This window comes from Algoriphagus aquimarinus (assembly GCF_007997215.1).
Lineage (GTDB): Bacteria > Bacteroidota > Bacteroidia > Cytophagales > Cyclobacteriaceae > Algoriphagus > Algoriphagus aquimarinus_A.
This window is the reverse complement of the sequence record NZ_VORW01000018.1, coordinates 45215-70675: the sequence shown is the minus strand read 5'-3', so window position 1 is coordinate 70675 and position 25461 is coordinate 45215. Positions and strand designations below refer to the sequence as shown.

At 40.8% G+C, this 25461-nt stretch carries 22 protein-coding genes; 10 read left to right on the top strand and 12 right to left on the bottom strand.

All coding sequences use genetic code 11. The features are described from left to right. The first annotated feature begins 147 nt into the window (after nt 1–147). Both ESV85_RS18025 and ESV85_RS18020 read left to right on the top strand, forming a co-directional pair. The gene (locus ESV85_RS18025; protein WP_317130803.1) at nt 148–498 is read left to right on the top strand and encodes a helix-turn-helix transcriptional regulator; all 351 of its coding nucleotides are present in this window, start codon (nt 148–150) and stop codon (nt 496–498) included. Next, complete coding sequence (locus ESV85_RS18020; RefSeq protein WP_146920082.1) at nt 492–1793, top strand: type II toxin-antitoxin system HipA family toxin; 1302 nt, start codon at nt 492–494, stop codon at nt 1791–1793. The genes ESV85_RS18025 and ESV85_RS18020 overlap by 7 nt, the downstream gene beginning before the upstream one ends. 16 nt (nt 1794–1809) lie before the next feature. Here the strand turns inward: ESV85_RS18020 and ESV85_RS18015 are convergent, their stop codons facing one another. Together ESV85_RS18015 and ESV85_RS18010 are read right to left on the bottom strand one after the other, a co-directional pair. Then, entirely contained in the window at nt 1810–2931 is a 1122-nt protein-coding gene (locus ESV85_RS18015) for an AAA family ATPase (RefSeq protein WP_146920080.1), read from the bottom strand. 123 nt (nt 2932–3054) lie between these two features. After that, the gene (locus ESV85_RS18010) at nt 3055–3825 is read right to left on the bottom strand and encodes a YdcF family protein (RefSeq protein WP_146920078.1); all 771 of its coding nucleotides are present in this window, start codon (nt 3823–3825) and stop codon (nt 3055–3057) included. Nucleotides 3826–4066: 241 nt separating this feature from the next. On the opposite strand from ESV85_RS18010, the gene ESV85_RS18005 reads away from it, so the two are divergent. From ESV85_RS18005 to araD1, 3 genes are all read left to right on the top strand, one after another. Next, the gene (locus ESV85_RS18005) at nt 4067–4486 is read left to right on the top strand and encodes a hypothetical protein (RefSeq protein ID WP_146920076.1); all 420 of its coding nucleotides are present in this window, start codon (nt 4067–4069) and stop codon (nt 4484–4486) included. A 143-nt stretch (nt 4487–4629) separates the two neighbouring features. Next, nucleotides 4630–7575, top strand: coding sequence for an FAD-binding and (Fe-S)-binding domain-containing protein (locus tag ESV85_RS18000; RefSeq protein WP_146920074.1), 2946 nt, complete (start codon nt 4630–4632; stop codon nt 7573–7575). Nucleotides 7576–7604: 29 nt separating this feature from the next. Beyond that, the gene (gene araD1, locus ESV85_RS17995; protein ID WP_146920072.1) at nt 7605–8621 is read left to right on the top strand and encodes an AraD1 family protein; all 1017 of its coding nucleotides are present in this window, start codon (nt 7605–7607) and stop codon (nt 8619–8621) included. 465 nt (nt 8622–9086) lie between these two features. Here the strand turns inward: araD1 and hutG are convergent, their stop codons facing one another. The 4 genes from hutG to hutH all read right to left on the bottom strand — a co-directional run bounded on the left by hutG (nt 9087) and on the right by hutH (nt 15227). Next, nucleotides 9087–10052 (bottom strand): formimidoylglutamase, encoded by a 966-nt coding sequence (gene hutG / locus ESV85_RS17985; protein WP_146920068.1) that lies wholly within the window; start codon nt 10050–10052, stop codon nt 9087–9089. A 198-nt stretch (nt 10053–10250) separates the two neighbouring features. Next, nucleotides 10251–12254, bottom strand: a complete 2004-nt coding sequence (locus ESV85_RS17980; RefSeq protein WP_146920066.1) for a urocanate hydratase — start codon at nt 12252–12254, stop codon at nt 10251–10253. A 102-nt stretch (nt 12255–12356) separates the two neighbouring features. Further along, the gene (hutI, locus tag ESV85_RS17975; protein WP_146920064.1) at nt 12357–13589 is read right to left on the bottom strand and encodes an imidazolonepropionase; all 1233 of its coding nucleotides are present in this window, start codon (nt 13587–13589) and stop codon (nt 12357–12359) included. A gap of 72 nt (nt 13590–13661) precedes the next feature. Continuing rightward, nucleotides 13662–15227 (bottom strand): histidine ammonia-lyase, encoded by a 1566-nt coding sequence (gene hutH / locus ESV85_RS17970; RefSeq protein WP_146920062.1) that lies wholly within the window; start codon nt 15225–15227, stop codon nt 13662–13664. A gap of 100 nt (nt 15228–15327) precedes the next feature. On the opposite strand from hutH, the gene ESV85_RS17965 reads away from it, so the two are divergent. The 4 genes from ESV85_RS17965 (at nt 15328) to ESV85_RS17950 (ending at nt 19040) form a co-directional block, all read left to right on the top strand. Then, the gene (locus tag ESV85_RS17965; RefSeq protein ID WP_146920060.1) at nt 15328–16194 is read left to right on the top strand and encodes a LysR family transcriptional regulator; all 867 of its coding nucleotides are present in this window, start codon (nt 15328–15330) and stop codon (nt 16192–16194) included. Between the two features lie 68 nt (nt 16195–16262). After that, a complete protein-coding gene (locus tag ESV85_RS17960; protein WP_146920058.1) occupies nt 16263–16784 on the top strand; it encodes a VanZ family protein in 522 nt (173 codons plus the stop codon). Between the two features lie 179 nt (nt 16785–16963). Further along, nucleotides 16964–17806 (top strand): helix-turn-helix domain-containing protein, encoded by an 843-nt coding sequence (locus ESV85_RS17955; RefSeq protein WP_191322050.1) that lies wholly within the window; start codon nt 16964–16966, stop codon nt 17804–17806. A gap of 115 nt (nt 17807–17921) precedes the next feature. Beyond that, complete coding sequence (locus ESV85_RS17950; RefSeq protein ID WP_146920054.1) at nt 17922–19040, top strand: family 16 glycosylhydrolase; 1119 nt, start codon at nt 17922–17924, stop codon at nt 19038–19040. Between the two features lie 6 nt (nt 19041–19046). Here the strand turns inward: ESV85_RS17950 and menD are convergent, their stop codons facing one another. From menD to ESV85_RS17935, 3 genes are read right to left on the bottom strand one after another with little or no spacing between them, the layout of a single operon-like run. Next, the gene (gene menD, locus ESV85_RS17945; protein ID WP_146920052.1) at nt 19047–20735 is read right to left on the bottom strand and encodes a 2-succinyl-5-enolpyruvyl-6-hydroxy-3-cyclohexene-1-carboxylic-acid synthase; all 1689 of its coding nucleotides are present in this window, start codon (nt 20733–20735) and stop codon (nt 19047–19049) included. Continuing rightward, entirely contained in the window at nt 20732–21949 is a 1218-nt protein-coding gene (locus ESV85_RS17940) for a chorismate-binding protein (protein WP_146920050.1), read from the bottom strand. The genes menD and ESV85_RS17940 overlap by 4 nt, the downstream gene beginning before the upstream one ends. Beyond that, complete coding sequence (locus ESV85_RS17935) at nt 21949–22371, bottom strand: hotdog fold thioesterase (RefSeq protein WP_146920048.1); 423 nt, start codon at nt 22369–22371, stop codon at nt 21949–21951. The genes ESV85_RS17940 and ESV85_RS17935 overlap by 1 nt, the downstream gene beginning before the upstream one ends. A 52-nt stretch (nt 22372–22423) precedes the next feature. Between ESV85_RS17935 and ESV85_RS17930 the strand changes: the two genes are divergently transcribed. Beyond that, nucleotides 22424–23047, top strand: a complete 624-nt coding sequence (locus tag ESV85_RS17930) for a histidine phosphatase family protein (protein WP_146920046.1) — start codon at nt 22424–22426, stop codon at nt 23045–23047. On the opposite strand, the gene ESV85_RS17925 is transcribed toward ESV85_RS17930, so the two are convergent. From ESV85_RS17925 to ESV85_RS17915, 3 genes are all read right to left on the bottom strand, one after another. Continuing rightward, a complete protein-coding gene (locus tag ESV85_RS17925; protein WP_146920044.1) occupies nt 23031–23444 on the bottom strand; it encodes a hypothetical protein in 414 nt (137 codons plus the stop codon). The genes ESV85_RS17930 and ESV85_RS17925 overlap by 17 nt on opposite strands. 113 nt (nt 23445–23557) lie before the next feature. Further along, nucleotides 23558–24346 (bottom strand): zinc ribbon domain-containing protein, encoded by a 789-nt coding sequence (locus ESV85_RS17920; RefSeq protein WP_146920042.1) that lies wholly within the window; start codon nt 24344–24346, stop codon nt 23558–23560. A 3-nt stretch (nt 24347–24349) separates the two neighbouring features. Then, on the bottom strand, nt 24350–25450 hold the full coding sequence (locus tag ESV85_RS17915; RefSeq protein WP_146920041.1) for a Nif3-like dinuclear metal center hexameric protein: 1101 nt from the start codon (nt 25448–25450) through the stop codon (nt 24350–24352). Nucleotides 25451–25461 lie beyond the last annotated feature (11 nt).

Here is a 25461-nt window from a genome sequence, read left to right as displayed (position 1 = left end):
TTTATTTAGTAAATTGCCGTGAATTTTTGAATGAATTAGCATTCATTAAATCTATTTTTATGTTTTAGTGAATGATTTATGATTCATATAAAATTATTTAAAATGTATGAAATATCATTCGGTAAGTCATATATTTGTACTTATTGAATGATATTTAATGCGATGGACTATAATGTATTAAGTGATACTGCTATTCTGCAAAAACTAGGTGAGTTTGTAAAGCACCACCGAATGAATCAGCAAAAGTCTCAGGATCAGCTTGCCACAGAAGCTGGCATGAGCAGATCCACATTGAGCCTGCTAGAGCGTGGAGAGAAGGTCAATTTGATCACCTTGATCCAAGTGCTGCGGGTACTGAATCAATTACATTGGCTTGAGTCATTTGAAGTAAAGCAAGAAATCAGCCCTATGGATTACATTAAGCTTCAAAAGAAGCATGAGCGTCAGCGTATCCGTAATGTGAATATGGCCGCTGAGAATCCACCTTCAGAATGGTAGTAGCGGCTGAGATCTGGATATGGGATAAGCTTGCTGGAGCGATACTCTGGGATGAGTCTGAGCAGTTGGGTAGTTTTGAATTCAACCAAAACTTTCTCCGGTCGGGTCTGGATATTTCTCCTATCAGAATGCCTCTGAGTCAAGGAAATAGGATTTACAAATTCTCTGAAATCCGAAAGTCCCGTGGCGATGTGTTTGATACGTTCAAAGGATTGCCTGGTCTGCTGGCAGATATGCTACCTGACAAATATGGGAATCAATTAATCAATGCTTGGTTGGTTCAAAATGGCAGAGAAGCAGATAGTCTCAATCCTGTTGAGCAACTTTGCTTTATTGGAAAGCGAGGGGTGGGGGCTTTGGAAATCAGGCCTTCTCTTCGCGATGAGTCTATTAAAGCCAGTTCAATTGAGATAGCTAGCTTAGTAAATATCGCAGGGAAAATCCTCAATTCCAGAGCCAATTTCCAATCTAACTTGACAGGAGAGGAGCAGTCGGCCCTTTCTGATATTCTCAAGATCGGTACTTCCGCAGGCGGTGCCCGTGCCAAAGCAGTGATTGCTTTCAATCCCAAAACAGGTGCGGTGAAAAGTGGTCAGGTGAAGGCTCCGGCTGGATTCTCCTATTGGATCATCAAGTTTGATGGAGTGCATGATTCTCAATTTGGTGCTACGGTGGGTTTTGGAAGAGTGGAAATGGCTTATTATTTAATGGCTATTGCAGCTGGGGTCGATATGAGTGAGTGCAGATTGCTTGAGGAAAATGGGCGAGCTCACTTTATGACCAAGCGATTTGACCGACATGACAATGGGCAAAAAATCCATATGCAGAGCTTATGTGGTATCCGGCATTTTGACTTCAATCAAGTTGGTTTTTATAGTTATGAGCAGGTTTTTGAGACCATGAGAATGCTTCGACTTTCTTATCCTGAAGCTGAGCAGATGTTTATTAGAATGGTATTTAACGTGTTGGCGAGAAACTGTGATGATCACACCAAGAACTTCGCGTTTCTGATGGATCAAAATGGAAAATGGGCACTTTCGCCAGCGTACGATATTTGCTATGCTTATAGGCCTGGAAGTCTCTGGGTAAGTGCCCAGTCACTGACGGTTAATGGTAAAAGGGAAGGAATAGATGAAGCTGATTTTTTGGAAGTAGCGAGGCAGATGAATATCAAAAAGCCTGAGGATAAGATTACTCAGGTAAAATCAGCGGTAGGTAGATGGGGTGAATTTGCGGATGAGGTGGGAGTAGATTCAGCTTTGCGTGATAGTATTGCTACAACTCTCTTAGCTTGACTATAAGATTATAGCGTTAGCGACTAGCCATCCATCTAGCTAGTTGCACTTCGTGCACTAGATAATTCCCCTCATCTTTGATTACCAATTCTAATTTTTCTAAGGCTTTCAAAGCTGTGCTGACAGTACTAGCAGCTCCTAGATTGTGCTTTTGTATAAAGTCTTTACTTAGCGGATTTTGTAATGGTTCTTCTTTTGCAATCGCTCGAAATACATTCCATTGAGCTCTTGTGAGCATCTTTTGGAAATTGGCAAAAACCGCTTGCTGCTGCTTCAATATCTGATCAAACACCACATCCACATCTGCATTAGTCACTTTTTTGTAATTGCCAAAAAGATGATTGCAGACTAGTTGAACTGTGTAAGTTTGTCCACGACTCCAGTTATAGATCTTCTCTATTAAATCGGGCTCGATTATTTTTTTTGCAGCTTGAAAATGAAGGCTGATGAATTCTGTGTAAGCCTCCAATGCTATTGGTTGAAGGGATTCCAGTTGTGAGCTTTGATAGAATGGTCGCTTTTTCTCTGTAAACATAGCCTCCATAAGCGTCCGATGACTGCCGCTGAAGATGAACCTTACTTCAGGGATTTGCTGAACCCAAGTTCGGAAAACAGCTTCTGCCTTTGCTCCCTCATAATCAGCGATTTGCTGGAACTCATCAATGGCGATCACTATTCGCTTTTTTCGGGAAAGCAGAAATTCTCCCAGAGCCTTGAGTGATTGGCTTGGTTGCTCTGATTTGTTGATTCCAAGGGTTATTTCTGGTAAACCAGAAAGTGCGCTGAAATTAATTGTTGCTCCAATGGAGGCGAGTAGTTTTTGGATGCTCACGCTGATGCCAGAGGTAGTTTTGCCATATTTTTCATAGATAGCTGAAGCAATGGCTTGTATCGCTTCTTCTATATTTTGAGTGGCAAGCAAGTCTACATAAATGGTTTCGCAGCCTTTGAAAGTTTCTAATTCTTCAAAAAATCGATAGATAAGAGCTGATTTACCTAGTCTTCTCCATGCATAAAGTACTACATTTCTATCGTTTTCTATATGAGAGGCGAGCATGTTTAGATCGTTTTCTCGATTACAGAAATAGTCTTTTCCTTGATAGGTGTTGATTACGAAGGGATTGAATGGGTCTTTCATAATTCCTAGATTTGATATTACGTAAATGGCGTTACGTAAATAGCGTTACGTAAAGTACGTGATAAAATTATGAAATATCAATTCCTCACTACTTTTAAAAGCTGAGTGATAGCGATCAAATACTTACATATACCCAACCGCAGTATAAACGACTATACCGATCCATTCTTTTACCAGTTTATGCCAGTTTTCAATGGAAGAAGGGCTGGGATAAACAAAAGACGGAAAGTCATACTTTGTATCATGACTGTAATAATCCGTAGGGAAAGTGGTTGTATTAAGACCAACTTTATCGAAGCAGCCTTTTGCTCTGTACATGTGAAAAGCCGATGTGATCAATAGAAACTCCTGCTCAGTGTTGATTCCATTTTTCTTAAAGAATTCCTTAGTAAACAAGGCGTTTTGAGCGGTGTTTTTTGCTTGATCCTCGATCATGACATCTTCTGCGGGAACTCCAGTCATCAGAAGAAAGCGTTGCAGAAGTTCTGCTTCAGATTGTGGGTTTACCGGATTAAGACCTTGCCCACCTGTAATCAGGATTTTTTTGATTTTCCCCATACGGTAAAGCTGTAATGCATGAGTGATCCGATCTGCACCCTTGTTGAAGAAAGTTCGGTCATAAGCGGTCTTACTCATGTTTGTCACTCCGGTAAGCACAATACCGATTTCATGGTTTTTCACGGCAGTGAATGCCTTGAATTCAGGTTCCCAGGCTAGCATGGCTTGATTTGCAATAAACTGATTGGAGAAAAACCATAGCAAAAATATCCCAGTCCAAAGGATTCTTTTTCCCCATTTCTTTTTCACGTATAAAGCTCCAATCACAATCAATAAACTGATGATAGTTAACGGCATTGCTAGGAAACTCAGAAATTGGGAGAGATAGAAAAACATGTATTGATTTTAGTGTTTGTTGTAAAGAAAGGGGGGAAAGTTTCAATTATCAAATTCAAGTTTCATTGTTCAGGCTTTGTATCACAAAGGAATATTTTGTTTAAATAATTAGGTATTTATTGCGTTTAACATTTTTTATTTAACTAAGTATTAAATATTCTGCGATCTGTTATTAAATTGATCAATATATAACTAACTCATAATGAGTTGTTATTGTGATTTTTAATTAAAAGAAAAAAATATGAGATTTTTATTTCTTCTGATCCTATTAATTGACCCTAGTGCTCTATTGGGTAAATGGACATTAACCTTTGCAGAGGCAAATTTCAATTTGGTGAATTCTGCAGCGTTTAAATCTACTCCAAAAGATCAACAAGATGAGATCCTTGAAGTGAATGAGCTTTATTTGAATAATGCTTATTATGAATTCAAGAAGGATACGGTTTACTGGACGGATGTTAATGCAAAGGAAAAAGAGGTCGTTTTTAAAAAAGGTAAATGGATGATTATTGGAGATACTCTTCGAATTTTTGATTATGATAAAATTTATACTTACAACTATTTAATTAAATTGAATGGAAGGGAAGATGAACTACAGACAAGAATGATTTTTCCAAATGGAGATATAGCTAGGAGTAAGGAGACTTATAAAAAAGAATAATTAAATTTTCTTCAATAGCTACAAGTATAGAGCATCAAATTGTTATGCTTTGAAAATTGATCATTGAATATTGTCCATTGATCATTTCCAAATTCTTTTGCTCAACTTTTCTTTAAATCCATCACATCGGGTTATTTTTGAGCATGAGTTCAAACCAACCTAACCTATTGCCTTTGCTTCAAGAACTTTCCGGCCAAATGGAAGGGACTTTGCAATTGGATACGCTTACCAAGACACTTTACGCAACCGATGCTTCAGTCTATCGGGAGATGCCTTTGGCAGTAGCTTTTCCGAAAACTGAGGCAGATATAAAGAAGCTTATACTTTTTGCTTCCAAAAATGGCACTTCACTGATTCCCCGGACTGCAGGAACGTCACTTTCTGGGCAGTGCGTCGGAAATGGGATAGTGGTGGATGTTTCTAAGCATTTTACCAAAATACTGGAATTGAATGTAGCTGATCGATGGGTAAGAGTGCAGCCAGGAGTGGTGCGTGATGAGCTTAATCGCTATTTGAAGCCACACGGGCTTTTCTTCAGTCCGATCACTTCTACGGCCAACCGAGCGATGATTGGCGGGATGGTTGGGAATAACTCATCTGGTACGACTTCTATTGTTTATGGTGTGACCCGTGACAAAGTGATTTCTTTAAATACGCTCTTGAGTGATGGAAATGAGGTTGTTTTTGGAGAGATTACTCAAGATGAATTTGATCGGAAATGCGGTTTTCAAACACTGGAAGGGAAGATTTATCGACAAGTTTTTGATGAATTAAACGATCCAGAAGCTCGGGCAGAAATTCATGCCCAGTTTCCAAAAAAGTCTATTCATAGAAGAAACACCGGTTATGCTGTAGATGAATTACTGAAATCTGAGCTTTTCGAAGGACAGGAAAAATTCAATTTCTGTAAGTTGTTGAGCGGTTCTGAAGGGACATTGGCTTTTACAACTGAAATCAAAATCAGCCTTGACCCACTTCCTGAACCTATCGAAATCGTGGTAGCCGCGCATTTTGAGACGATACATCAAAGTATGGTCTCTGCTCAGACGGCCATGAAGCATCCAGCTACAGCAGTTGAGTTGATGGATAAAATCATTTTGGACTGCACCAAAGAAAGCATTGAATACAGTAAAAACCGCTATTTCGTGGAGGGAGATCCTGAGGCGATTTTGATGGTGGAGTTTCGAGGCCAAACGCTGGAAGAAGCAATGGCCAAAGGCAAAGCTTTGGTGGATGACTTGATAGCAACAGGACTTGGCTATGCGTATCCTATCATTGAACCGGCGATGGTTTCCACCGCTTGGGCACTGCGCTCAGCGGGATTGGGTCTGTTGGCTAATATTCCAGGAGATGCGAAAGCTGTTGCGTGTATTGAAGATACGGCCGTGGATATAGAAGATCTTGCAGATTACATCGATGAGGTAGGAGGAATGATGGATGGCTTTAATCAAAAGCCAGTTTATTATGCGCATGCTGGCGCTGGAGAAATACATTTGAGACCAATTCTGGATTTGAAAAAGTCTAAGGATGTAGAGGAGTTCTATAAGATTTCTAAAGCTTCAGCCGAATTGGTTAAGAAGTATCAGGGGTCATTAAGCGGTGAGCATGGAGACGGTCGGGTACGGGCTGCATTTATTCCGCTGATGGTAGGGGAAAAGAATTACGAGCTTTTACGCAGGATCAAATTCTCTTGGGATCCTCAGAATATTTTCAATCCAGGCAAGATCGTAGATGCTGCTCCGATGAATAAATTCCTGCGCTACGAGCCGGATACGGAAACTCCAATTCATGATACGTTGATGGATTTCTCCAATGTAGGTGGAATTCTTCGTTTGGCAGAAAAGTGCAACGGATCTGGCGATTGTCGCAAACTTCCAGGTTCTGGCGGCACCATGTGTCCAAGCTACATGGCAACTCGTAATGAAAAGGATACCACTCGAGGCCGAGCCAATACACTCCGCGAGTTTCTCACGATGGACAAAAAGGAAAATGCCTTCAACCATCCTGAGATCAAGGAAGCGATGGATTTGTGCCTTTCCTGTAAAGGCTGTACGGCGGAATGTCCTTCCAATGTGGACATGTCTAGCATGAAAGCTGAATTCCTCTATCAATACCAAAAGACAAACGGAATCCCCCTTCGATCCAGAGCCTTTGCTTATATAAATGAATTGAATGAGTTGGGTTCGAAAACCGGAGGCTTGGCAAATTTCATGTTGAGCAATAGTCTGACTGGCGGTTTGATGAAGTCTGTTTTGGGCGTAGCTCCAAAAAGGAGTTTACCTGAGATCAGCAAAGTCAGTCTTCGCAAGTGGTACAAGAAGAATTACGAATCACTTCCATCTGCGGCAAAGCAGATTAAATCTATTTACTTTTTTGTGGATGAGTTTACCAATCACAATGATACTGAGATTGGAATTAAGGCGATTTCTCTGCTTAAAAAGCTAGGCTACGAAGTGAAAGTCGTTGATCATGAAGAAAGTGGTAGATCTGCGCTTTCTAAGGGCTTGTTGCCAAAAGCCAAGAAACATGCTGAAGCGAATGTGAAAGTTTTTGAGAAGCTGATAGATGGGAATACACCTTTGATTGGTTTGGAGCCTTCTGCTATTTTGAGTTTCCGAGATGAATATCCTCGTATTGTTAAAAAAGATTTGGCGGAAGCAGCAAAGAAATTGAAATTTCATGTGAAGCTGATTGATGAGTTTTTGGGGCAGGAAATTGCTGCTGGGAATATCAAAGCTGACTCTTTTACCACCAAAACACAGAAAATCAAACTTCATGGACATTGTCATCAGAAGGCACTTTCTTCTATGAATTGGACACAGAAATTGTTGTCTCTACCCACAAATTACTCTGTAGAAACGATACCAAGCGGATGCTGTGGAATGGCTGGAAGCTTTGGCTATGAAGCTGAGCATTATGAAGTTTCTCAGCAAGTGGGAGAGTTGGTTTTATTTCCAGCTGTAAGGAATGCTGATTCAGAAACTATAATCGCTGCGCCAGGTACATCTTGCCGTCACCAGATTGCTGACGGAACAGGTAGAAAAGCTAAGCATCCGGTGGAAATTTTGTGGGAGGCATTGATTTCCTAAGTAAGAACCCATTTATAACCAAAAAGAAAATGAAAGACAAGACCAGATTAGTACAGATTTCCTATCAAAGTAAAGGCAGGAAAATAGCAGTAGTCTCTGAACCTTATCTGATTTTGGTAGATGAGTTCACTTCCATATTTCAGTTGGCATTAAAGGCACTAGACTCTGGGGTCTCGATTCATGCACTTTTAGAGCAACAGCTTTCAACTGAGAAGTTGGACTACGATATGGTCTATTTTGGAAAAAGTGATTGGAAGTTATTACCATCATTCGACAACCCAGATACAGTTTCCAATTGCATCGTTTCGGGCACAGGGTTGACTCATCACAGCAGCGCCATGAATAGACAGGTGATGCATCAGTCTGATGAAGGAAATACATTGACTGACAGTATGAAAGTCTATCAATGGGGTGTGGAGGGTGGAAAGCCCGCTGAAGGTGAGATTGGTGTCCAGCCTGAATGGTTTTACAAAGGGACGGGAGCTATTTTGAAAGCACACGGTGAGGCATTGCAAGTTCCCGATTTTGGAAATGACGGGGGAGAAGAGCCTGAGATAGCCGGTGTTTATATTGTGGACAGAACTGGTCAACCGGTACGTATCGGATTCACCACCGGTAATGAGTTCTCAGACCATGTGATGGAAAAGAAGAATTATCTCTACCTGGCTCCTTCCAAGTTGCGCAATTGCTCTATCGGTCCTGAACTTGTACTTACAGATGATTTTTCCGATCTAAATGGAGTGGTAACAGTTTCCCGAAAGGAAGAGATATTGTGGTCAGCAGACATAAAAACTGGTGAAACCAACATGGCTCATACTTTGGCTAATTTGGAATATCATCATTTTAAATATCCTGACCATCGCCAGCCGCTACAGTGTCATGTACATTTTTATGGTACAGGTGCTTTTAGTTTCGGTGTTGGCATCAAATTACAAACTGGAGATGAGATGAAGGTACAATGGGATGGGATGGGTCGAATGCTCGTTAATTCTATAGAAATTATAGAAAATAAAGAGGAATTCGTGAAAGTGAAAACAATTCAGTAATTGACTAAAATTCTGGGGCTAGCCAGGTGTTTCTTGCTTTATCAAGCAGAAGCCTTCAAAAAGGCGACTCTCTAATCCTTCATTTTCACTTGATATTCCTCGGGGTCATTTCCATTTTTACTTAGGGATTTAATGTAATTCCCTTTAAGGTCAAAAAGATGGATTTTAGCTTCGGGATTGCAAATGGTCGAATAGACAAAATAATTTGCCGTGACCGTGAGATTCCAAACACTGCAATTAAGGTTGACAGGAGAATCATTATTGTTTTTCAGAGGAATAAACTAATCGAAGAAATTGCCTCGTCAAATTCTGAAATGTTCTGGTCAGTAATATTGAAATTGGGGATTCCAGATTCTTCTTCAATAGGCTTACAACTGAAAAACGAAAAAGTAAGGGTTATTAAAAAGTAGGTTTTTGAAATCTTCATAAGGAGGTAATTCTTTCTGAATTGTTTTCAGGATAATTTTAAGGGCTGGTTCTTAGTACCTTCCTAGCTACATATTCAGCGCATCTCGCTGCCAGTCTAGCCGTAGCCTGATCGTGGTCGAAGGCAGGATTGAGTTCTACCACGTCTAGAGAAATGAGCTTTTTGCTGGAAGAAAGTAATTCAAATACTTTGAACGCAAATTCAGGTCTGAATCCCATAGGTGATGGCGCTGAAACTCCAGGGGCAAATGCTGACGAAAAACCATCCATATCTACGCTAAGGTAGATTTTGTCCACAGAGTCTAAGAACCAGAGGATTTTTTCCTGAATTACTTCCCAGTTATTCATTCTGAAATCTTCCATGACCATCCATTTAGCACCAACTTTATCCGCGGTTTCAAAAAGTGATTTTGGATTTACGGACCGCTGTACTCCTAAGCATAGATATTTAAATGTGTCTGGGTTTTCCTGAGCCAGTTGGAGAAATGGCGACCCAGAGTGTCCTTTTCCATCGATGGTCGGGCGCAAATCAAAGTGCGCATCCATATTAATTATGCCAAGAGTCTGGTTTTTGGAAGCTAGATACTTATAGATTCCTCGTCCATGTGCCAAGGCCAAATCATGCCCCCCACCCAAAAGGATAGGAAAATGCTTCGTTTCCAGAAGATTGAAAACAGTGTCAGTAATTAGTTCGTGGCTTGATTCTAAATCAGAATTTTCTGTATAAACGTCCCCATAATCAAAGATTCTGCTTGTGTCAGGCAAGTGAAAAGCCAAACTTCCAAGGCTTTTTCTTATTGCATTTGGTCCTTCTGCAGTACCCAATCTGCCCTGATTTCTTTTGACTCCCTCTTCACCTGCATATCCTAGAATACCGACTTTAGGATACTCTTGAGTTTGATCCACCTTAAGGTCTTTTACTGAGATAGCAGCCTGGTGCCAATATTCGATTGTTTCAGATTTTCTACCTGACCAAAGTGAAGGATTCGGGTTTTGATGGAGCATGGTGGGTTTATAATTTACTTTTAAACTACCTTAAAAATTGCTTACTGATATTTTTGTAATCCCGACCAATGTATTTGGTTTTTAGGTATGATTCAAAAAAAGGTTTTAGTTTTAGGTGATTTAACAATAAGTGGAATCACCTTTTTCCTAATGAGTGGCTTCAATTAAATTTTGATTGGCATGATTTGTCACTACTTCTTAGAATACAATTGATCCCAGAATATCCTCATCAACCAAATTAGGGATGGTTACTTTCAATCCAGGACTACGGTCCATTTCCCGCTGAATAGCTTCCAAAGAGCCTGAATTTCTTGCCCAAGCACGTCTGGCAATTCCATTATTTACGTCGTAGAAAAGCATGGATTGTAGCTTTCTTTCAGCTTCTTTACTTCCATCAAGGAGCATCCCAAAACCTCCATTCATCACTTCTCCCCAGCCTACACCGCCACCATTGTGAATTGAAACCCAGGTTGCACCTCTGAAACTGTCGCCGATCACATTGTGAATCGCCATATCAGCTGTGAACTTACTGCCGTCATAGATATTGCTGGTCTCGCGGTAAGGTGAATCCGTACCGCTGACATCATGATGATCTCGGCCTAGTACGATGGGAGCAGAGATTTCACCTGAAGAAATTGCATCGTTGAAAGCTTCAGCAATCTTAGCACGACCTTCGGCGTCAGCATAAAGAATGCGAGCTTGTGATCCGACGACCAATCTGTTCTTTTCTGCTTCTTCTATCCAAGTGATATTATCCTGCATTTGCTGTTGGATTGAAGCTGGTGAATTCTGCATGATTTCCTTCAAAACTCTTGCGGCTATCTGATCTGATTTCCTCAAATCCTCCGTTTTCCCAGAGGTACAAACCCAGCGGAAAGGCCCAAAACCATAGTCAAAACACATAGGTCCCAATATATCTTGCACGTAAGATGGGTAGCGGAAGTCGATTCCGTTTTCAGCCAATACATCGGCTCCAGCTCGCGACGCTTCCAGCAAAAAGGCATTCCCATAATCGAAAAAGTAAGTTCCTTTCACTACATGCCTATTGATGGAATCCGCATGACGACGAAGTGTTTCTTGAACTTTTGCTTTGAATACCTCTGGTTTCTCCGCCATCAGCTGGTTGGATTCCTCAAAGGATAGTCCAACAGGATAATATCCACCAGACCAAGGATTGTGAAGTGAGGTCTGATCTGAGCCTAATTCTATGAAAATATTTTCCTTATCAAAACGCTCCCAAACATCTACGATATTTCCAATGTAAGCGATAGAGACTACTTCTTTGTTTCGTTTTGCGAGTTGAGTTCGAAAGACTAATTCATCAAGATTTTCGATTAATTCATCCACCCAACCTTGCTCGTGTCGTTTTCTTGCTGCAGCAGGATTTACTTCAGCGCAGATGGTAATGCAACCTGCGATATTTCCCGCTTTTGGTTGTGCTCCACTCATTCCTCCAAGACCTGCCGTCAAAAAGATTTTCCCGGCAGGCTTTTCTCCCGCTTTTAATTTCTTGCGGAAAGCATTCATCACCGTTATCGTTGTTCCATGAACAATTCCTTGCGGTCCAATGTACATAAACGAACCTGCGGTCATCTGTCCGTATTGTGTTACCCCAAGCGCATTGAATTTCTCCCAATCATCGGGCTTGGAATAATTTGGAATCATCATTCCGTTCGTAACTACCACGCGGGGTGCTTCTGGAGAAGATGGGAAAAGCCCCATTGGGTGACCAGAATAAATGTGCAGCGTTTGATTTTCTGTCATTTCAGACAAATACTTCATCACCAAAAGGTATTGAGCCCAGTTCTGGAAAACTGCTCCATTTCCGCCGTAAGTAATCAATTCTTCAGGGTGTTGTGCGAGGGCTGGATCCAAGTTGTTTTGAATCATCAACATGATTGCTGCTGCCTGCTGACATTTCGCGGGATATTCCTGAATTGGTCTTGCATATATGGAGTATTCAGGCTGGAATCTATACATGTAAATCCTGCCAAATTCTTTCAGTTCAGCCAAGAATTCGGAAGCCAATTCAGCATGCCGTTCTGCAGGGAAATAGCGTAAGGCGTTTCTCAGAGCAAGTTTCTTTTCTTCATGACTCAAAAGATCCTTTCGCTTTGGAGCATGACTTAGTGAAGTGTCACGCTCTTTTTTTAAGGGAAGTGAAGTGGGAATGCCTTGGGATATTTGCTGTTGGAAGACCATTGGAATTACGAATTACGATTTGGGATTTACGAGTTGGATTTGAACCTCGTGCGTCATTGTTTGATTCTTACCTCTTGGATCTAATGTCTTAAGTCTATTGTCTTAAATCTTATTCCCTTTTTTCCAGACCTGCTCAGGTTTAAGTTTGCCTTGATGATACAGAATCTCTCTAAAATCATGCGTTGAGAATAGATTGAAGTCAGCTAATAATCCAGCTTTCAATTTTCCTCGATCTTCTAATCCCAGAGCAGCCGCGGCGCGGAAAGTCAGCGCAGCTAATACTTCAACTGTACTTAACTTCTCAAAGGTTGCCAAAATAGAAGCTTGTGTTATCAGATCACCCATTGGGGCAGAACCAGGATTCCAATCGCTTCCAATTGCCAAAGAACCTCCCTGATCTAGAATTTTTCTGGCAGGTGTAAATGCACAGCCTAAGCCAATTGACGCTCCTGGAAGAGCTACTGCCACTGTGTCTGATTTTGCCAAAAGGGCTATTTCCTTTGCAGTAGATGCTTCTAGATGATCCGCTGATTTTGCAGCGAATTTCACTGCAACCTCAGAGCCTCCGGTTGTGAATTGATCAGCATGTACGGTGAGGTCAAAGCCTAAATCGCTTGCTTTTTGATAATAGCTTTCAATTTCTTTAGGTGAAAATGCACTCTGCTCAATAAATGAATCTATGCGATTCGCGAGATTTTCTGACTTCAGAATAGGAAATAAATGTTCGCTGATTTCCTGAAGATATGCTTCTTTGGAGCCTTCGAAATCTCTCGGTTTCATGTGAGCAGCTAGGCAAGTTGGGATCAGATCAGCTTTGGTTTCTGAATTTGCTTCTTGTATTGCGCGAAGCATTTTGATTTCTTCAGCTACAGTTAGCCCGTAGCCGCTTTTCACTTCAATGGTGGTAACTCCTTCGCTGAGATGTCGATTTGCATTTGTAACGGTTCTTTCTGCAAGTTTTTCCTGGCTTAAATTTCTGGTTTGAATAACGGTATCCCAAATTCCGCCACCGGCTTCGGCGATTTCCAAATAGGATTTCCCTGCATTTCGCATTGCAAAATCCTGTGCCCGACTTCCTCCAAAACAAATATGTGTATGACAATCTATCCATCCGGGGAGAGCTACAAAATCTCCTTTCAACTCAATTACCTCGGTATTTAAAGTTTGTGCTTTTGCCAACAAATCATTGTAATTGCCAACTTCCAGAATCTTTTCATCTTCAATCAGAATCCCTGCATTTTCCAGAATTTCCAATTGCTCATCTTTCAACGCTCCCTTTAGTGGGACTTTATCAAGCGTGAGTAGCTGGGTAATTGGGCCGATTAGTTTATACATGATTAGTTAGTGTAGGATTGATTTTGGAAAAGAATATTGAAGTACAATTTATTGAGCTTTCAACTGAATGACCTAAACACTAAAAAGCTCACTCCATTCGGTCTGGTATTGTAAACCTTCCTCTTTGGCTACTTGATTTGCGATTTCGATCAACTCACCACTTTGTATCATCTCGATTGACGCTTCCATGTCTTCAGTCATCACTCGATCATTGATGACAGGCGTGATGCTTTTTCTTACATGGGCATGAATAGCTGTCATTACCTTTCCAGATTTCAGAGGAGCATGGAAATCCATCGCCTGGGCAGCATAAAACAACTCAATTCCTAAGATTTTCTCCACATTCCCAATGACTTGCAAAGCTTTTCTTGCACCAATCGAACCCATACTCACGTGATCTTCCTGACCAAGTGACGTTGGAATGCTGTCTGCAGAAGCAGGAAAGCAAAGTCCTTTATTTTCCGAAGCCAAAGCAGCTGTAGTGTATTGTGGAATCATCAAACCTGAGTTGAGACCAGTTTCTTTCATCAGCAATTTTGGCACTCCTGGAGTATCTCCTCCAAGAGAAAGATAGATTCGTCTATCTGAAATGTTTCCCAATTCCGAAGCAGCAAGGCAGGCATAATCTAAGGGCAACGCGATTGGCTGTCCATGGAAACTACCTCCGGAAATCGTGTGATCTTCGCTGAACACAACGGGATTGTCGGTTACGGAATTGATCTCAGTTTCGATGGCATCTTTCAGGTGAAGCCAGGCATTTCGGGAAGCGCCGTGAACCTGTGGCATGCAGCGTAAAGAATACGGATCCTGAACCCTGGCACAATTCAAATGCGAATTGACTATTTCCGAACCATGTAGCAAATTCAGAATAGTCTGCGCTACATGTTTATTTCCTGCAAATGGCCTCAATTGATGCAATTCAGGAGAGAAAGGTTTGATCGAACCCATTAAGCCTTCGATCATCATAGCTCCAGTGATATCTGCGTGGACGAGCAAATTATGCAAGCGGTCCACGACTTTCACTCCGTAGGCAGCCATAAATTGGGTGCCGTTGATTAGCGCCAGACCTTCTTTTGGTCCGAGAGAAAGAGGTGATATTCCCAGCTTTTCAAATACAATTGAGGTGCGATGAATTTCTCCCTCGAAATGTACTTTTCCTGAACCTAGTAGTGGCAAAAATAAATGGGAGAGTGGGGCCAAATCTCCAGATGCACCCACTGAGCCTTGGATTGGAACGACAGGTATGACGTCATTCTCGAGCATCCAACCCATTCTCTCTAGGGTCTCCAATTTAATCCCCGAAAATCCCTGAGCCAAAGCCTGAAGTTTCAGCACCAGCATCAGTTTGGAGATTTCTATAGGAACTGGCTCACCCAAACCAACAGCGTGACTTTTTAAGAGGTTTTCCTGCAAAGTCTGCGTGTCAGCAGCTGAAATTTTGCTGGTACATAGTGGGCCGAAACCCGTGTTAATTCCATATACAGCTTTTTCACCTTTGGCAATGTTAGCCACAGCTACCGCAGATGCTTGGACTTTGTCACGAGTCTCAGGGCTTAATGCTCCTTTGATCTCTTTTCTAGCGAGTTGCAAAGCTGTGCCTACTGTCAGTTGGTCTTGGCCGTATTGGAAAGTATTCATAACTATTTGGGTCTCAATTCTAGGGTCTTGCCAAAGGTACCTAGCATTAATGATAAGTTTTGATATCAATTATGTCATGATTTGATACCTTTAAGGCATCATGGAATTAAGACATTTAAGTTATTTCAAAGCAGTTGCTGAGGAGTTGAATTTCCGAAAGGCAGCCGAGCGACTATTTATTTCCCAACCAGGTTTGAGTAGACAAATTAAGAACCTGGAGGAAATGCTGGAGGTGAAACTCTTTGAACGTGATCAAAAGCATGTGGAGCTCACAGCTGCAGGATCATTTTTCAAAAATGAAGTTGACTTCGTTCTAAATCATCTGGATCTCACGAGAAGCCAATTAAAATTGATTGCCGCAGGGAAAATCGGGGAGCTGAGAATTGGGTTTTTAGGCTCTGCTTCCAATCAGGTTTTACCGGATTTACTAGCCAAGTTGAATGCAGATCAGCCTTTGATCAGCACTAGTTTGGAAGAGTTGAGCAATTCTGTTCAGGTGGAAATGATCGAAAAGGACAAGTTGGATTTGGGGTTTGTACGGTTGGCTTCTGTGCCAAGTGATCTCGAAATGAAGGTTGTTCTGAGAGATAGTTTTTCGCTGGTAGTGCCAAAAAATCATCCGCTTCAGGAACGAGATTTTATTTCGGTAAATCAGTTTAAGGATGAGTCATTTGTACTTTTTTCCTCTGATTACAGCAATCTCTATTACGAGCAGATCATTGGTATTTGTCGAGATGCAGGCTTTTCTCCCAAGATCAGGCATAAGTCCGTTCATGCGCTGACGATCTTCAAGTTGGTAGAAAATGGGATGGGCGTGGCGATAGTTCCTACTTCCTTGAAGGAAGGATATGAATTGAATGTGCGATTTATGGAGATTCCGAATATTTTGCAGTTCACGGAGCTTTCTGCTATCTGGAAAGGAGAGAATCGCAATCCGGCATTGAAGCAGGTTTTGCCACTGCTGTAGAAAAAGGGAATTAGTGTTTTCCTGAGTAATAATTTTAGCAAATTCGACTATGCGGGTAATTCAAAAGAATGAGAATGGGAAAGGATGAAAACAGTGCTGACAGGCTGACCCAAACTTTATTACTAATTTATTTGATCGTCTTGGGTTGGATCATTTTGCTTAAGCTAGGAGTGCAATTTTCTTATTTGGAAGAGAGGAAAATCAACCTGATCCCTTTTGCAAATGGCTATTATAGCATAATGGAAACCGCTTTGAATGTGGTGATTTTTATTCCACTGGGAATTTATGCGGGAATCTTATTTAGAAAACGGACTTTTGGATTTAATCTACTTTTCTTTTTTCTGACAAGTTTGATGTTAGAAGGACTTCAGTATGTATTTAAATTTGGGACATTTGATATCACTGATTTATTGACAAATACAACTGGTGGAATCATTGGATATTTGCTGATTTTGGCGTTTCAAAAATTTATCATCGACCCTCTAAAGGCGCAGAAGTACATTAATATTATTGCAGCTATTGGTACATTTCTTATTGTTTTGCTCCTCGTCCTTCTCAAATTAAATCTATTGCCAATAAGATATCAATAAGGCTTAATCAGTTTTACTGGTCCCTTTAGATCTTCTAATAGCGATTTTTAGGTTTGGTAAATTCAAGAGATTTAGTTACAAAACGCTTATTTTTAGCTCTTTAACAAAATGTCGGGTGAATGTCGGGTCAAAACCGACCTTGTTTCGGCTTAAGTCACAATCCAATCCGAGAAATTGCCATGGTAAATCAAAAACTATTCACAATGAAGCAACCAGAACTTGGCAAAAAAATCTCTGAAATGAGAAAGGCAAAAGGACTGACTCAGGAGGAGTTGGTAGAACTATGCAACCTAAATGTACGGACCATCCAGCGCATCGAGGCAGGGGAGGTAACTCCACGGAGTTATACTATTAAAGCATTATTTGAGGCTTTGGGAATCCAATTGGATGAAAAAATAAACGTCCCAAGTGAAAATGTTTCCACACTACCGGAATCTTTCAAAAAGCTGTTATATCTCTGTTTTGGAGCAGGTTTATTATACATGATTAGCTCTATTGTTGAGTTTCCCATGGATTACAGCATATTCGAAGGAAATAAAGATATAGACCTAAACTTATACTTTGGATTAAAATTGGCATCCCTGATTTTCTTTTCAGGTTTCATGTTAGCATTTTATAAGATTGCTGATTTCTTCAATAATTTTATGCTCAAAATTGCTGCTTGGATAATGATTTTGGTAAATGCAGCAGGTGTTAGCGTAGAAGTCTATTTTGCGATGATTGAAGATTTACCAAATTTTTTATTCATAATTCCATATGTTATTTCAACTGGTGCAGTATTTATAATATTCGGGATTAGTTTTTTACAATTTAAGTCACCTTTAAAATCAATAGCAGTCCCAATTGGTGTTTTAGGAATTGTAACCGGTGTCTTATTTGTAACTGTTATTGGAGCAGTTTTAGGTATAATAACCCAATTGGTATTCGAAATAGGCTTATTGTATTTCTTGTTTTGGTTTGTTAATAAATCTGGGAGAAGTTCTTCTCCCGATTCTAGTTTTACTGCTGAATTGCAGTCTTGATTGTTTTCGTTTCCATAGTAGGGCCATTTTTGTCGGTATTCAGAATTTAAAAAAGGGTATTTATTTCTTTTTTATAGACTAGATTGCTAGCGTTTTCTTACCCTATTTGAAATATATGAAAACCTTAAAGAGTACTTTGATTCTAGTTGTTACAATATGCTTTTTGGCTTCCTGCACTTCATCTAGCGAGGTGGCTCCTACGCCTGTGACACCCAACAACATTATCTTGACGATTGTGCAATTAGGAAATGGAGAAGTTAAAGCTACTTTTTCAGCTACTAATGCAAGTTTTTTTAAAATTAGTTTTGGCCTGCCTGGCGAGATCCCACAAAGGGTAGATGGTAACTCAGCCAATTACACTTACAAAGAAAAAGGTGATTATAAAATTACTCTTCAGGCTCATGCCACTGAGTTGATATATGTGGTGGATACTAAAGTGGTGAATATGAATGCAGTTGCTTTGGGTTTAGATCCAAATGCAGGGTATACCAGTCCAGAGTCTTATGCAGGGTATAAATTAACTTGGGCAGATGAATTCAATTCCTCCTCAATTTCCGAAAATTGGACTTTCGAACTTGGTGATGGCTGTCCTGAATTATGTGGTTGGGGAAATGAAGAATTAGAATACTACAAAAAAGAGAATACCTCCCTAGCTGATGGAAAGCTTATCATTACAGCAAAGCAAGAAAGTGAAGGAGGAAAAAGTTATACTTCATCCAGGATGATAACAAAGGGAAAGCAATCTTTCACTTATGGTCGAATTGATATACGTGCGATCTTACCTAAAGGACAAGGCCTTTGGCCTGCTCTATGGATGCTTGGTGCTAATATCGATGAGGTGAGCTGGCCTAAATGTGGAGAAATCGATATCATGGAAATGATCGGCGGATCCACTGAAGATCGTGATAGAACTACTCATGGCACTGTACATTGGGACAATGGAGGAAGCTATGCGAATTATGGAGGAAGTACGAAACTAGCTTCAGGTATTTTCAATGACGAATTTCATGTGTTTTCCATTGATTGGGATTCTGAGAAAATCGTTTGGCTTCTTGATGGTGAAGCGTTTCATGTAATTGATATTCGTCCAGCTGGTTTGGATGAATTCCACAAGCCAATGTTCTTTATTTTCAATGTCGCTGTAGGAGGGAAATGGCCGGGTAGACCTGATGGTTCTACTGTTTTCCCACAAGAAATGAAAGTAGATTATGTTCGTGTTTTTCAGAAAGAATAGTTGATTTTACTTTACACTTAAGGTTTCTGTAACCCTTACTTTGATCAGTTTTAATAGGTCGGCATTACTTTTACTTTCCGTTTCGATTTCCAGGATTTTCGGATGAATACTCGGGGAGTAAAAATCTTCTAAAGCCAGTTCCAACTCATTCTGATTGATCACTTTCACATAGAAAAAGCCAAACTCAGTTGCCAGGTGCTGTGCAGATAAATTCTGTTTGGTTTCGAAATACTCTTCTAATTCAGGCTGATTTGCCGGCCCTTCGATCATTCGAAAAATCCCACCTGCATGATTATTCAGCAAAATTATCCGAAGGTTTGGCATCGCGTAATTATGCCAAAAAGCATTGCGATCATAGAAGAAAGCCATGTCGCCAGTAATAAGCGTGACGGTATCCTTGGTTGTAAAGGTGCAACCGACAGCAGTGGAATTTGATCCATCGATGCCAGAAGTTCCACGGTTACAGCTTATTTCTTGTTCTCTTTTTCCCAGCAAATTCAAGTATCGCACCGCCATACTATTGGCTACATGAATTTTGGAAAGTGAAGGAGTTTTGCTTAGGCAAAATGCCAAAGCAGAATATTCGCCGAATTCACTTGTTTTGAATACTTCTGCAAGTGCTGACTGAGTCTTTTGCTCCAATTCTATCCAGCTATTTTGGAAGTCTTGATTCTGAGGTTTAAGCGCTATTGCAAGCCAATTGAAAAATGAAACTGGACTACTTGGTATCGTCCGAGAAAGTCTTTGAAATGTGTCTTTTGCTTTCCCGTCTTCCTGCACATGCCAGTGTGACGCTTGAGTCTTTCGCAGAAATAGTTTCAGTGATTTTGAAATCACCGACTTCCCAAATGAAATAATCAATTCAGGCTCTAGTTCTTGACTCAGAGCCGGGTTTCCTAACCAGTGATCGTGTAGCGAAATTGTTTGATCTGACTGCAAATTACTAATCGTGTCAGTGACAATGACCACTTTTTTCTCTTTCGAAAGCTTATCTAAAACAGCTTGAAGAACCTCGTTTGGTTTCTGCTGCCCTGCGACTATTAGAATCTTGCTGAAGGACTGAAGGCGATTATTGAGTCTGATCAAACTTTCCTCAGAAAGCTGAACAGAAGAATGTTCCTGATTGAAAACTTTCGGATTCCCAGGGAATTCTATTTTTTCACCATGCTCAGGATAGAACGGCTCCCGAAGTGGAATATTGATATGGACTGGGCCAGCTGGAAATTGCTTGGAGAGATTAATAGCCTCATTCACGACCCGTGATGAGTGCCAAAGCTGATCAGAATTGCGTGTAGAATCGGGCAATTGAAAGCTTCCCTTCACATGCTTTCCGTAAACTTCTGGCTGGAAAATCGTTTGTCCGTCGTATTGATCGATCCATTCAGTAGGTCGGTCTGCGGTTAAAATCAATAGAGGGATTTGCTGGAAAAATGCTTCAGCTACAGCTGGGTAGTAATTCAAAGCTGCTGATCCGCTGGTGCAAACCAAAGCCACAGGTTCTTCCATTTGCTGAGCCATACCCAAGGCCATGAATGCGGCCGAACGCTCGTCAGAGATAGTTCTAGTGTGGATGTGAGGGTGTCTGGCAAAGGCAAGCGTCAATGGAGCGCAGCGTGAGCCGGGAGAAAGAATAGCATTTTGGATGCCCTTTTTGGCGCAAATCGCCACTAAATCAACAACTGATTGAAGTATCAAGCGCTTGGGTTTTGAATGAATTTACCGATGATTTCACACTTGAGTTCTGTTTCTTCCCATTCTTTTTCAGGATCAGAATCCTCAGTCACGCCAGCTCCGGCGTAAAGTGTTGCTTCGTTGTCATGAAGGCTCGCTGTTCTCAAATTGACATAAATAGAAGTGCTGCCCTGAATATTCACTGGCCCAAGAAATCCTGAGAAAAATGAGCGGTCAAAGCCTTCAAATTCCTGAAGAAAATCATGTGCTTCGCGCCTAGGCATTCCACAAACAGCAGAGGTTGGATGAAGGAGACCTAGCATGATAGATCCAAGTTCTGGAAAGCCAGTTTCCTTCATGTTGATTCTGAAATCAGATCGCAGGTGCAGAAGATTGCCGGCAAGTACTGTTTTCGGACCATGTTCCTCGTATTCTCGAAGGCGTATTTTCTTGAAGCAGGAAACGATGTAACGACTTACTAAGGCTTGCTCTTCTATTTCTTTCTGAGTCCAAGCCACTGATTTGAGCGGATTGTCTCCTGTTGCTTTTTGAGTACCAGCTAGAGACATGGTGTAAAACGTATCACCTTTGGTTTCTATCAAAGTCTCCGGCGAAGCACCTATCCAAGTGCCTACATGAGGCAAATGGAAGAAGTTAATAAATGCATTCGGATATGCGTCCATCATACTCAATAGGGTACAGCTTAAGCTGAAACTTGAAGGAATTGAGATGGTTTTTGTTCGGGCAGGAACTACTTTTTCGAGTTGATTTTCTTTAATGGCTTTTATGCCTTCTTTGACTAGCTGGATGAAGTGAGCTTTGTCCTCACTCAGTTTGGAGGTTTGTACTTTGCAGACCAATGTTTGATTAATCAGTAATTCCCGGATTTCTGCTGGAGAAAGCCTTTCCTGATTTTTCAATTGAACTTTAGCCCACTCAGGAAGTTCATCTGTGTCCAGTGGCCTGTCAAGCTCAAAGGAAAAGTACTTGTTAGCCTTTATGAAATAGGCTTTTTTATCTGCTTGGTCAGCGAAAGGATGAACAATAAACCCTGGTTCAAGACTTTCAATGGATAAATCAACTTTAATCGGCTCAGATGTGTCATCTAAAACAATTTCAACGGTATTGGATTTTGGCTTTCGCCAGATGGCAAATGAACCACCAGAAGTCAAACCTAGTTGAAGCAGGAGTTGAAGAATTTCTGTTTTCGTATGATTCGTAGCTACGTTGGTATGCATTACTTTTTGTCTAAAATCGCCATGGTGATTCTGCTTATGCAGCAGAGTTGACCTTGCTCATTTGTGATTTTTATTTCCCAAACCTGTGTGCTTTTTCCGATATGAATAGGAGATGTAGTTCCTGTTACCAATCCTGATTTAACACCTTTCAGATGATTTGCGTTGATTTCAAGACCTACACAAATTTGTTTATTTAGGTCAATCGTAAGTGAAGATGCTACACTTCCCAGTGTCTCAGCAAGTACTACATTTGCTCCTCCGTGTAACAAACCCATCGGCTGTTTTGTTCTCTCGTCTACCGGCATGGTTGCGATCAGATGATTATCTCCGATTTCGGTAAATACAATTCCCAGATGTGCAGTCATTGTATTATTACCGTTCTGGTTGATTTGATCCAATGAAGGCTTTTGGGAGAATACCATGAAATTTAAAGTAAATGAGTTTTCTTTGGGGTGCAGACAAAAATAGATAATCTTGAATCGAAAAAAAATTTACCTCGTAAGACACGGACAAACTGATTTTAACCTGAAAGGCGTAGTGCAGGGGAGTGGAATCGATGCTCCGATCAATGAAAACGGTAGAAAGCAGGCTGCGGCTTTTTTTGAAGCGTACAAAAATATTCCATTTGATCAGGCGTATTACACAGGACTTCAACGGACCAAACAATCAATACAGTCTTTTTTGGACTTAGGTATTCCTGCTATTTCTACTACGGACCTTAACGAGATCTCCTGGGGAGATTATGAAGGGCTCCCGATGTCACCTGAAGAAAGTCAGTATTATCAGCACATGCTGGACCAATGGCAAAAAGGGAATCTCGATTATTGTATAGCAGGGGGAGAAAGCCCTAATATAGTGGCTAAGCGAATGCAAAGGGGAATTGATGCGATAATATCCGGACCGGGCGATACGATTTTAGTTTGTATGCACGGGCGTGCGATGCGTATATTTTTGAGCTTGATTATGAAGCAAGACTTGTGTCACATGGATATGTTTGAACACAGAAATCTTTGCCTGTATCTACTCGAACAAAAAGAAGAGGGGACTTTTGAATTGTTAAAAAGAAACGATACCGAGCATCTTAAGGAGCTGGGGTAGGGCGTTTATCGTTTTTATTTTTTTGCTGACTTGCTTCAAAAGCGATTAAGTAGTTGTCCAAGGACTTTTTGTTGGCGGTCATATCCACTAGTCGGAAGGCGATTTCCTGCAGTTTCATCTCTTCACCTTTTTCGAGTGACACTAGAAATTGGCCGAGAAAACAGGCGTCAAATTCGCATTCTGGAATATTAATAATCATCGCAAGCTCAGAATTGCCAGCATATGACCTTATTTTGAAAGCAGAAGAAAATTGGGACTGTATGTCTTTCAGTGAGGTATTAAGCGATTTTAATTCCTTTGATTTGAACAAGACCAAAAAAGTTTTGGATTCAGTCTCAGCTGCAAAAGCAGAAAGAGAGAGAAATAGAACAATAGTTAGAATTCCAAGACTTTTCATAGCTCTCAATATAGAAAAATTAATACGTTGAAAGCAAAAAAATATATAAAAAGAAACCCCGAACTGAATGTCCGAGGTTTCTTTTTATATATAAACTCGTATGATCTTCTTTCTTAAGCTTGGGTGGCTTTAGTAGCCTTAGTAGCTCTTTTTTTCTTTGGAGCTACTTCTTCTACTACCTCATCTTCAACTCCAGCGAGGATTCTACCGCAATGCTCACAAACAATCAGTTTTTTCTTCTCACGAATGTCAGCCTGTCTTTGTGGCGGAACAGTGTTAAAGCATCCACCGCAAGCACCTCTTTTAACCATTACCACTGCTAGGCCATTTTTGGCATTAGCTCTGATTTTGGTGTATGATTTTAGAAGACGTTCGTCAACTTTCTTTGTGGCTTTTTCACGATCAGTGCTAAGTTTCGCTTCATCAGATTCGCTTTCAGAGACAATCGAAGTTAATTCGCTGTTTTTCTGTTCTAAATCTTTTTGACGATCTTTTTTCACTGCACTTAATTCCTCCAAGTCCACTTTTTTGGTATCAATTCGATATCCAGCTTCAGTGATCTTTTTCTTCGCAACCTGAATCTCTAGATCCTGAAGTTCAAGTTCCTTGGTGATAGCATCATATTCGCGGTTGTTGCGAACATTCATCTGCTGCTCCTGGTACTTTTTGATCAGTTTCTCAGAGTCCTTGATGCTTTCTTTAAGCGCCTTTATTTCGTTATCAAAAGAATCTATTTCACTTTGAAATTTCTCCAATCGAGTTTCATATCCAGCTATTTCATCTTCTAAGTCCTGAACCTCTTCTGGAAGAGCTCCGCGAACCTTAATGATGGCGTCTAGTTTTGAATCTAAAAGTTGAAGGTTGTGAATAGCTTCGAGTTTCTGTGCTACTGTACTTTCCATGTACTATCGGTAGGATGTGGGATTTGTAACTACTTTTGTCAAATAGAGTGCAATATTAGGAAAATTTTGTGACAATAACTCCCGGAGTAGTTCTTTTGTAAAAATTTCACTCTCATAATGTCCGATGTCACAGAGAATTAATGCTCCATCGGCATCAAAAAACTCGTGGTATTTCACGTCTGCGGTCACAAAGACATCTGCCTCTGCACGAATAGCGTCTCCAAGCAGGAAAATACCTGCCCCACCACAAACAGCTACTTTATTTATTTTTCGTGGAATAATTGATGTGTGCTTGATCACTTCCAGATTCATTTTGGCTTTCAGATGATCCAAAAATTCTTCACCATCCATTTCTTGCGTAAGTGTACCAATCATACCTGCACCCACTTCTTGGTTTTCATTTTCAAGGCTTTGCACGTAAAACGCTACCTCCTCGTAAGAATGGGCTTCACGCATTTTGCGTAATACTTTTGGGAGTACATGATTGGCAACTAAAACCTCTACTCGGATCTCTTGTTCTTCTTGAGCTTTGCTTCGCTCACCTAATGTAGGGTTTGCTTTTGCCGAAGGCGTAAAAGTTCCTGTGCCTTTTAACTGGAACGAACAATCTGAGTATTCACCAATTTGGCCTGCGCCAGCAGCATAGACCGCCTGAAGGACCTTGTCTTTCTCTGGTTCTGGCACAAAAAACACCAGCTTGCTGAGTAATTGTTTTTTTGGCTTTAAAATTTTAGTGTTTAGAAGACCCAATCGATCTGAAATTCGCTTATTCACTCCGTGTGCTACGTGGTCCAGATTGGTGTGAATAGCATAGATCGCGATATCATTTTTGATCGCTTTGATGATCGTTCGCTCCACATAATTTTTCCCTGTGAGGCTCTTCAGTCCTTTAAAAACTATAGGATGATGAGCTACGATCATGTTGGCGCCTAGTTCTATAGCTTCTTCTACGGTAGCTTCTATACAGTCAAGTGAGCATACAATCCCCGACACTTCGGAATTGCTGTTTCCTGTAATCAAAGTAGCGTTGTCGTACGACTCCTGATAGGATGGAGGGGCGATTTGCTCCAAGTAGGAAATCACATCGCTAATCTTGTATCCCATAATTTTTCTGT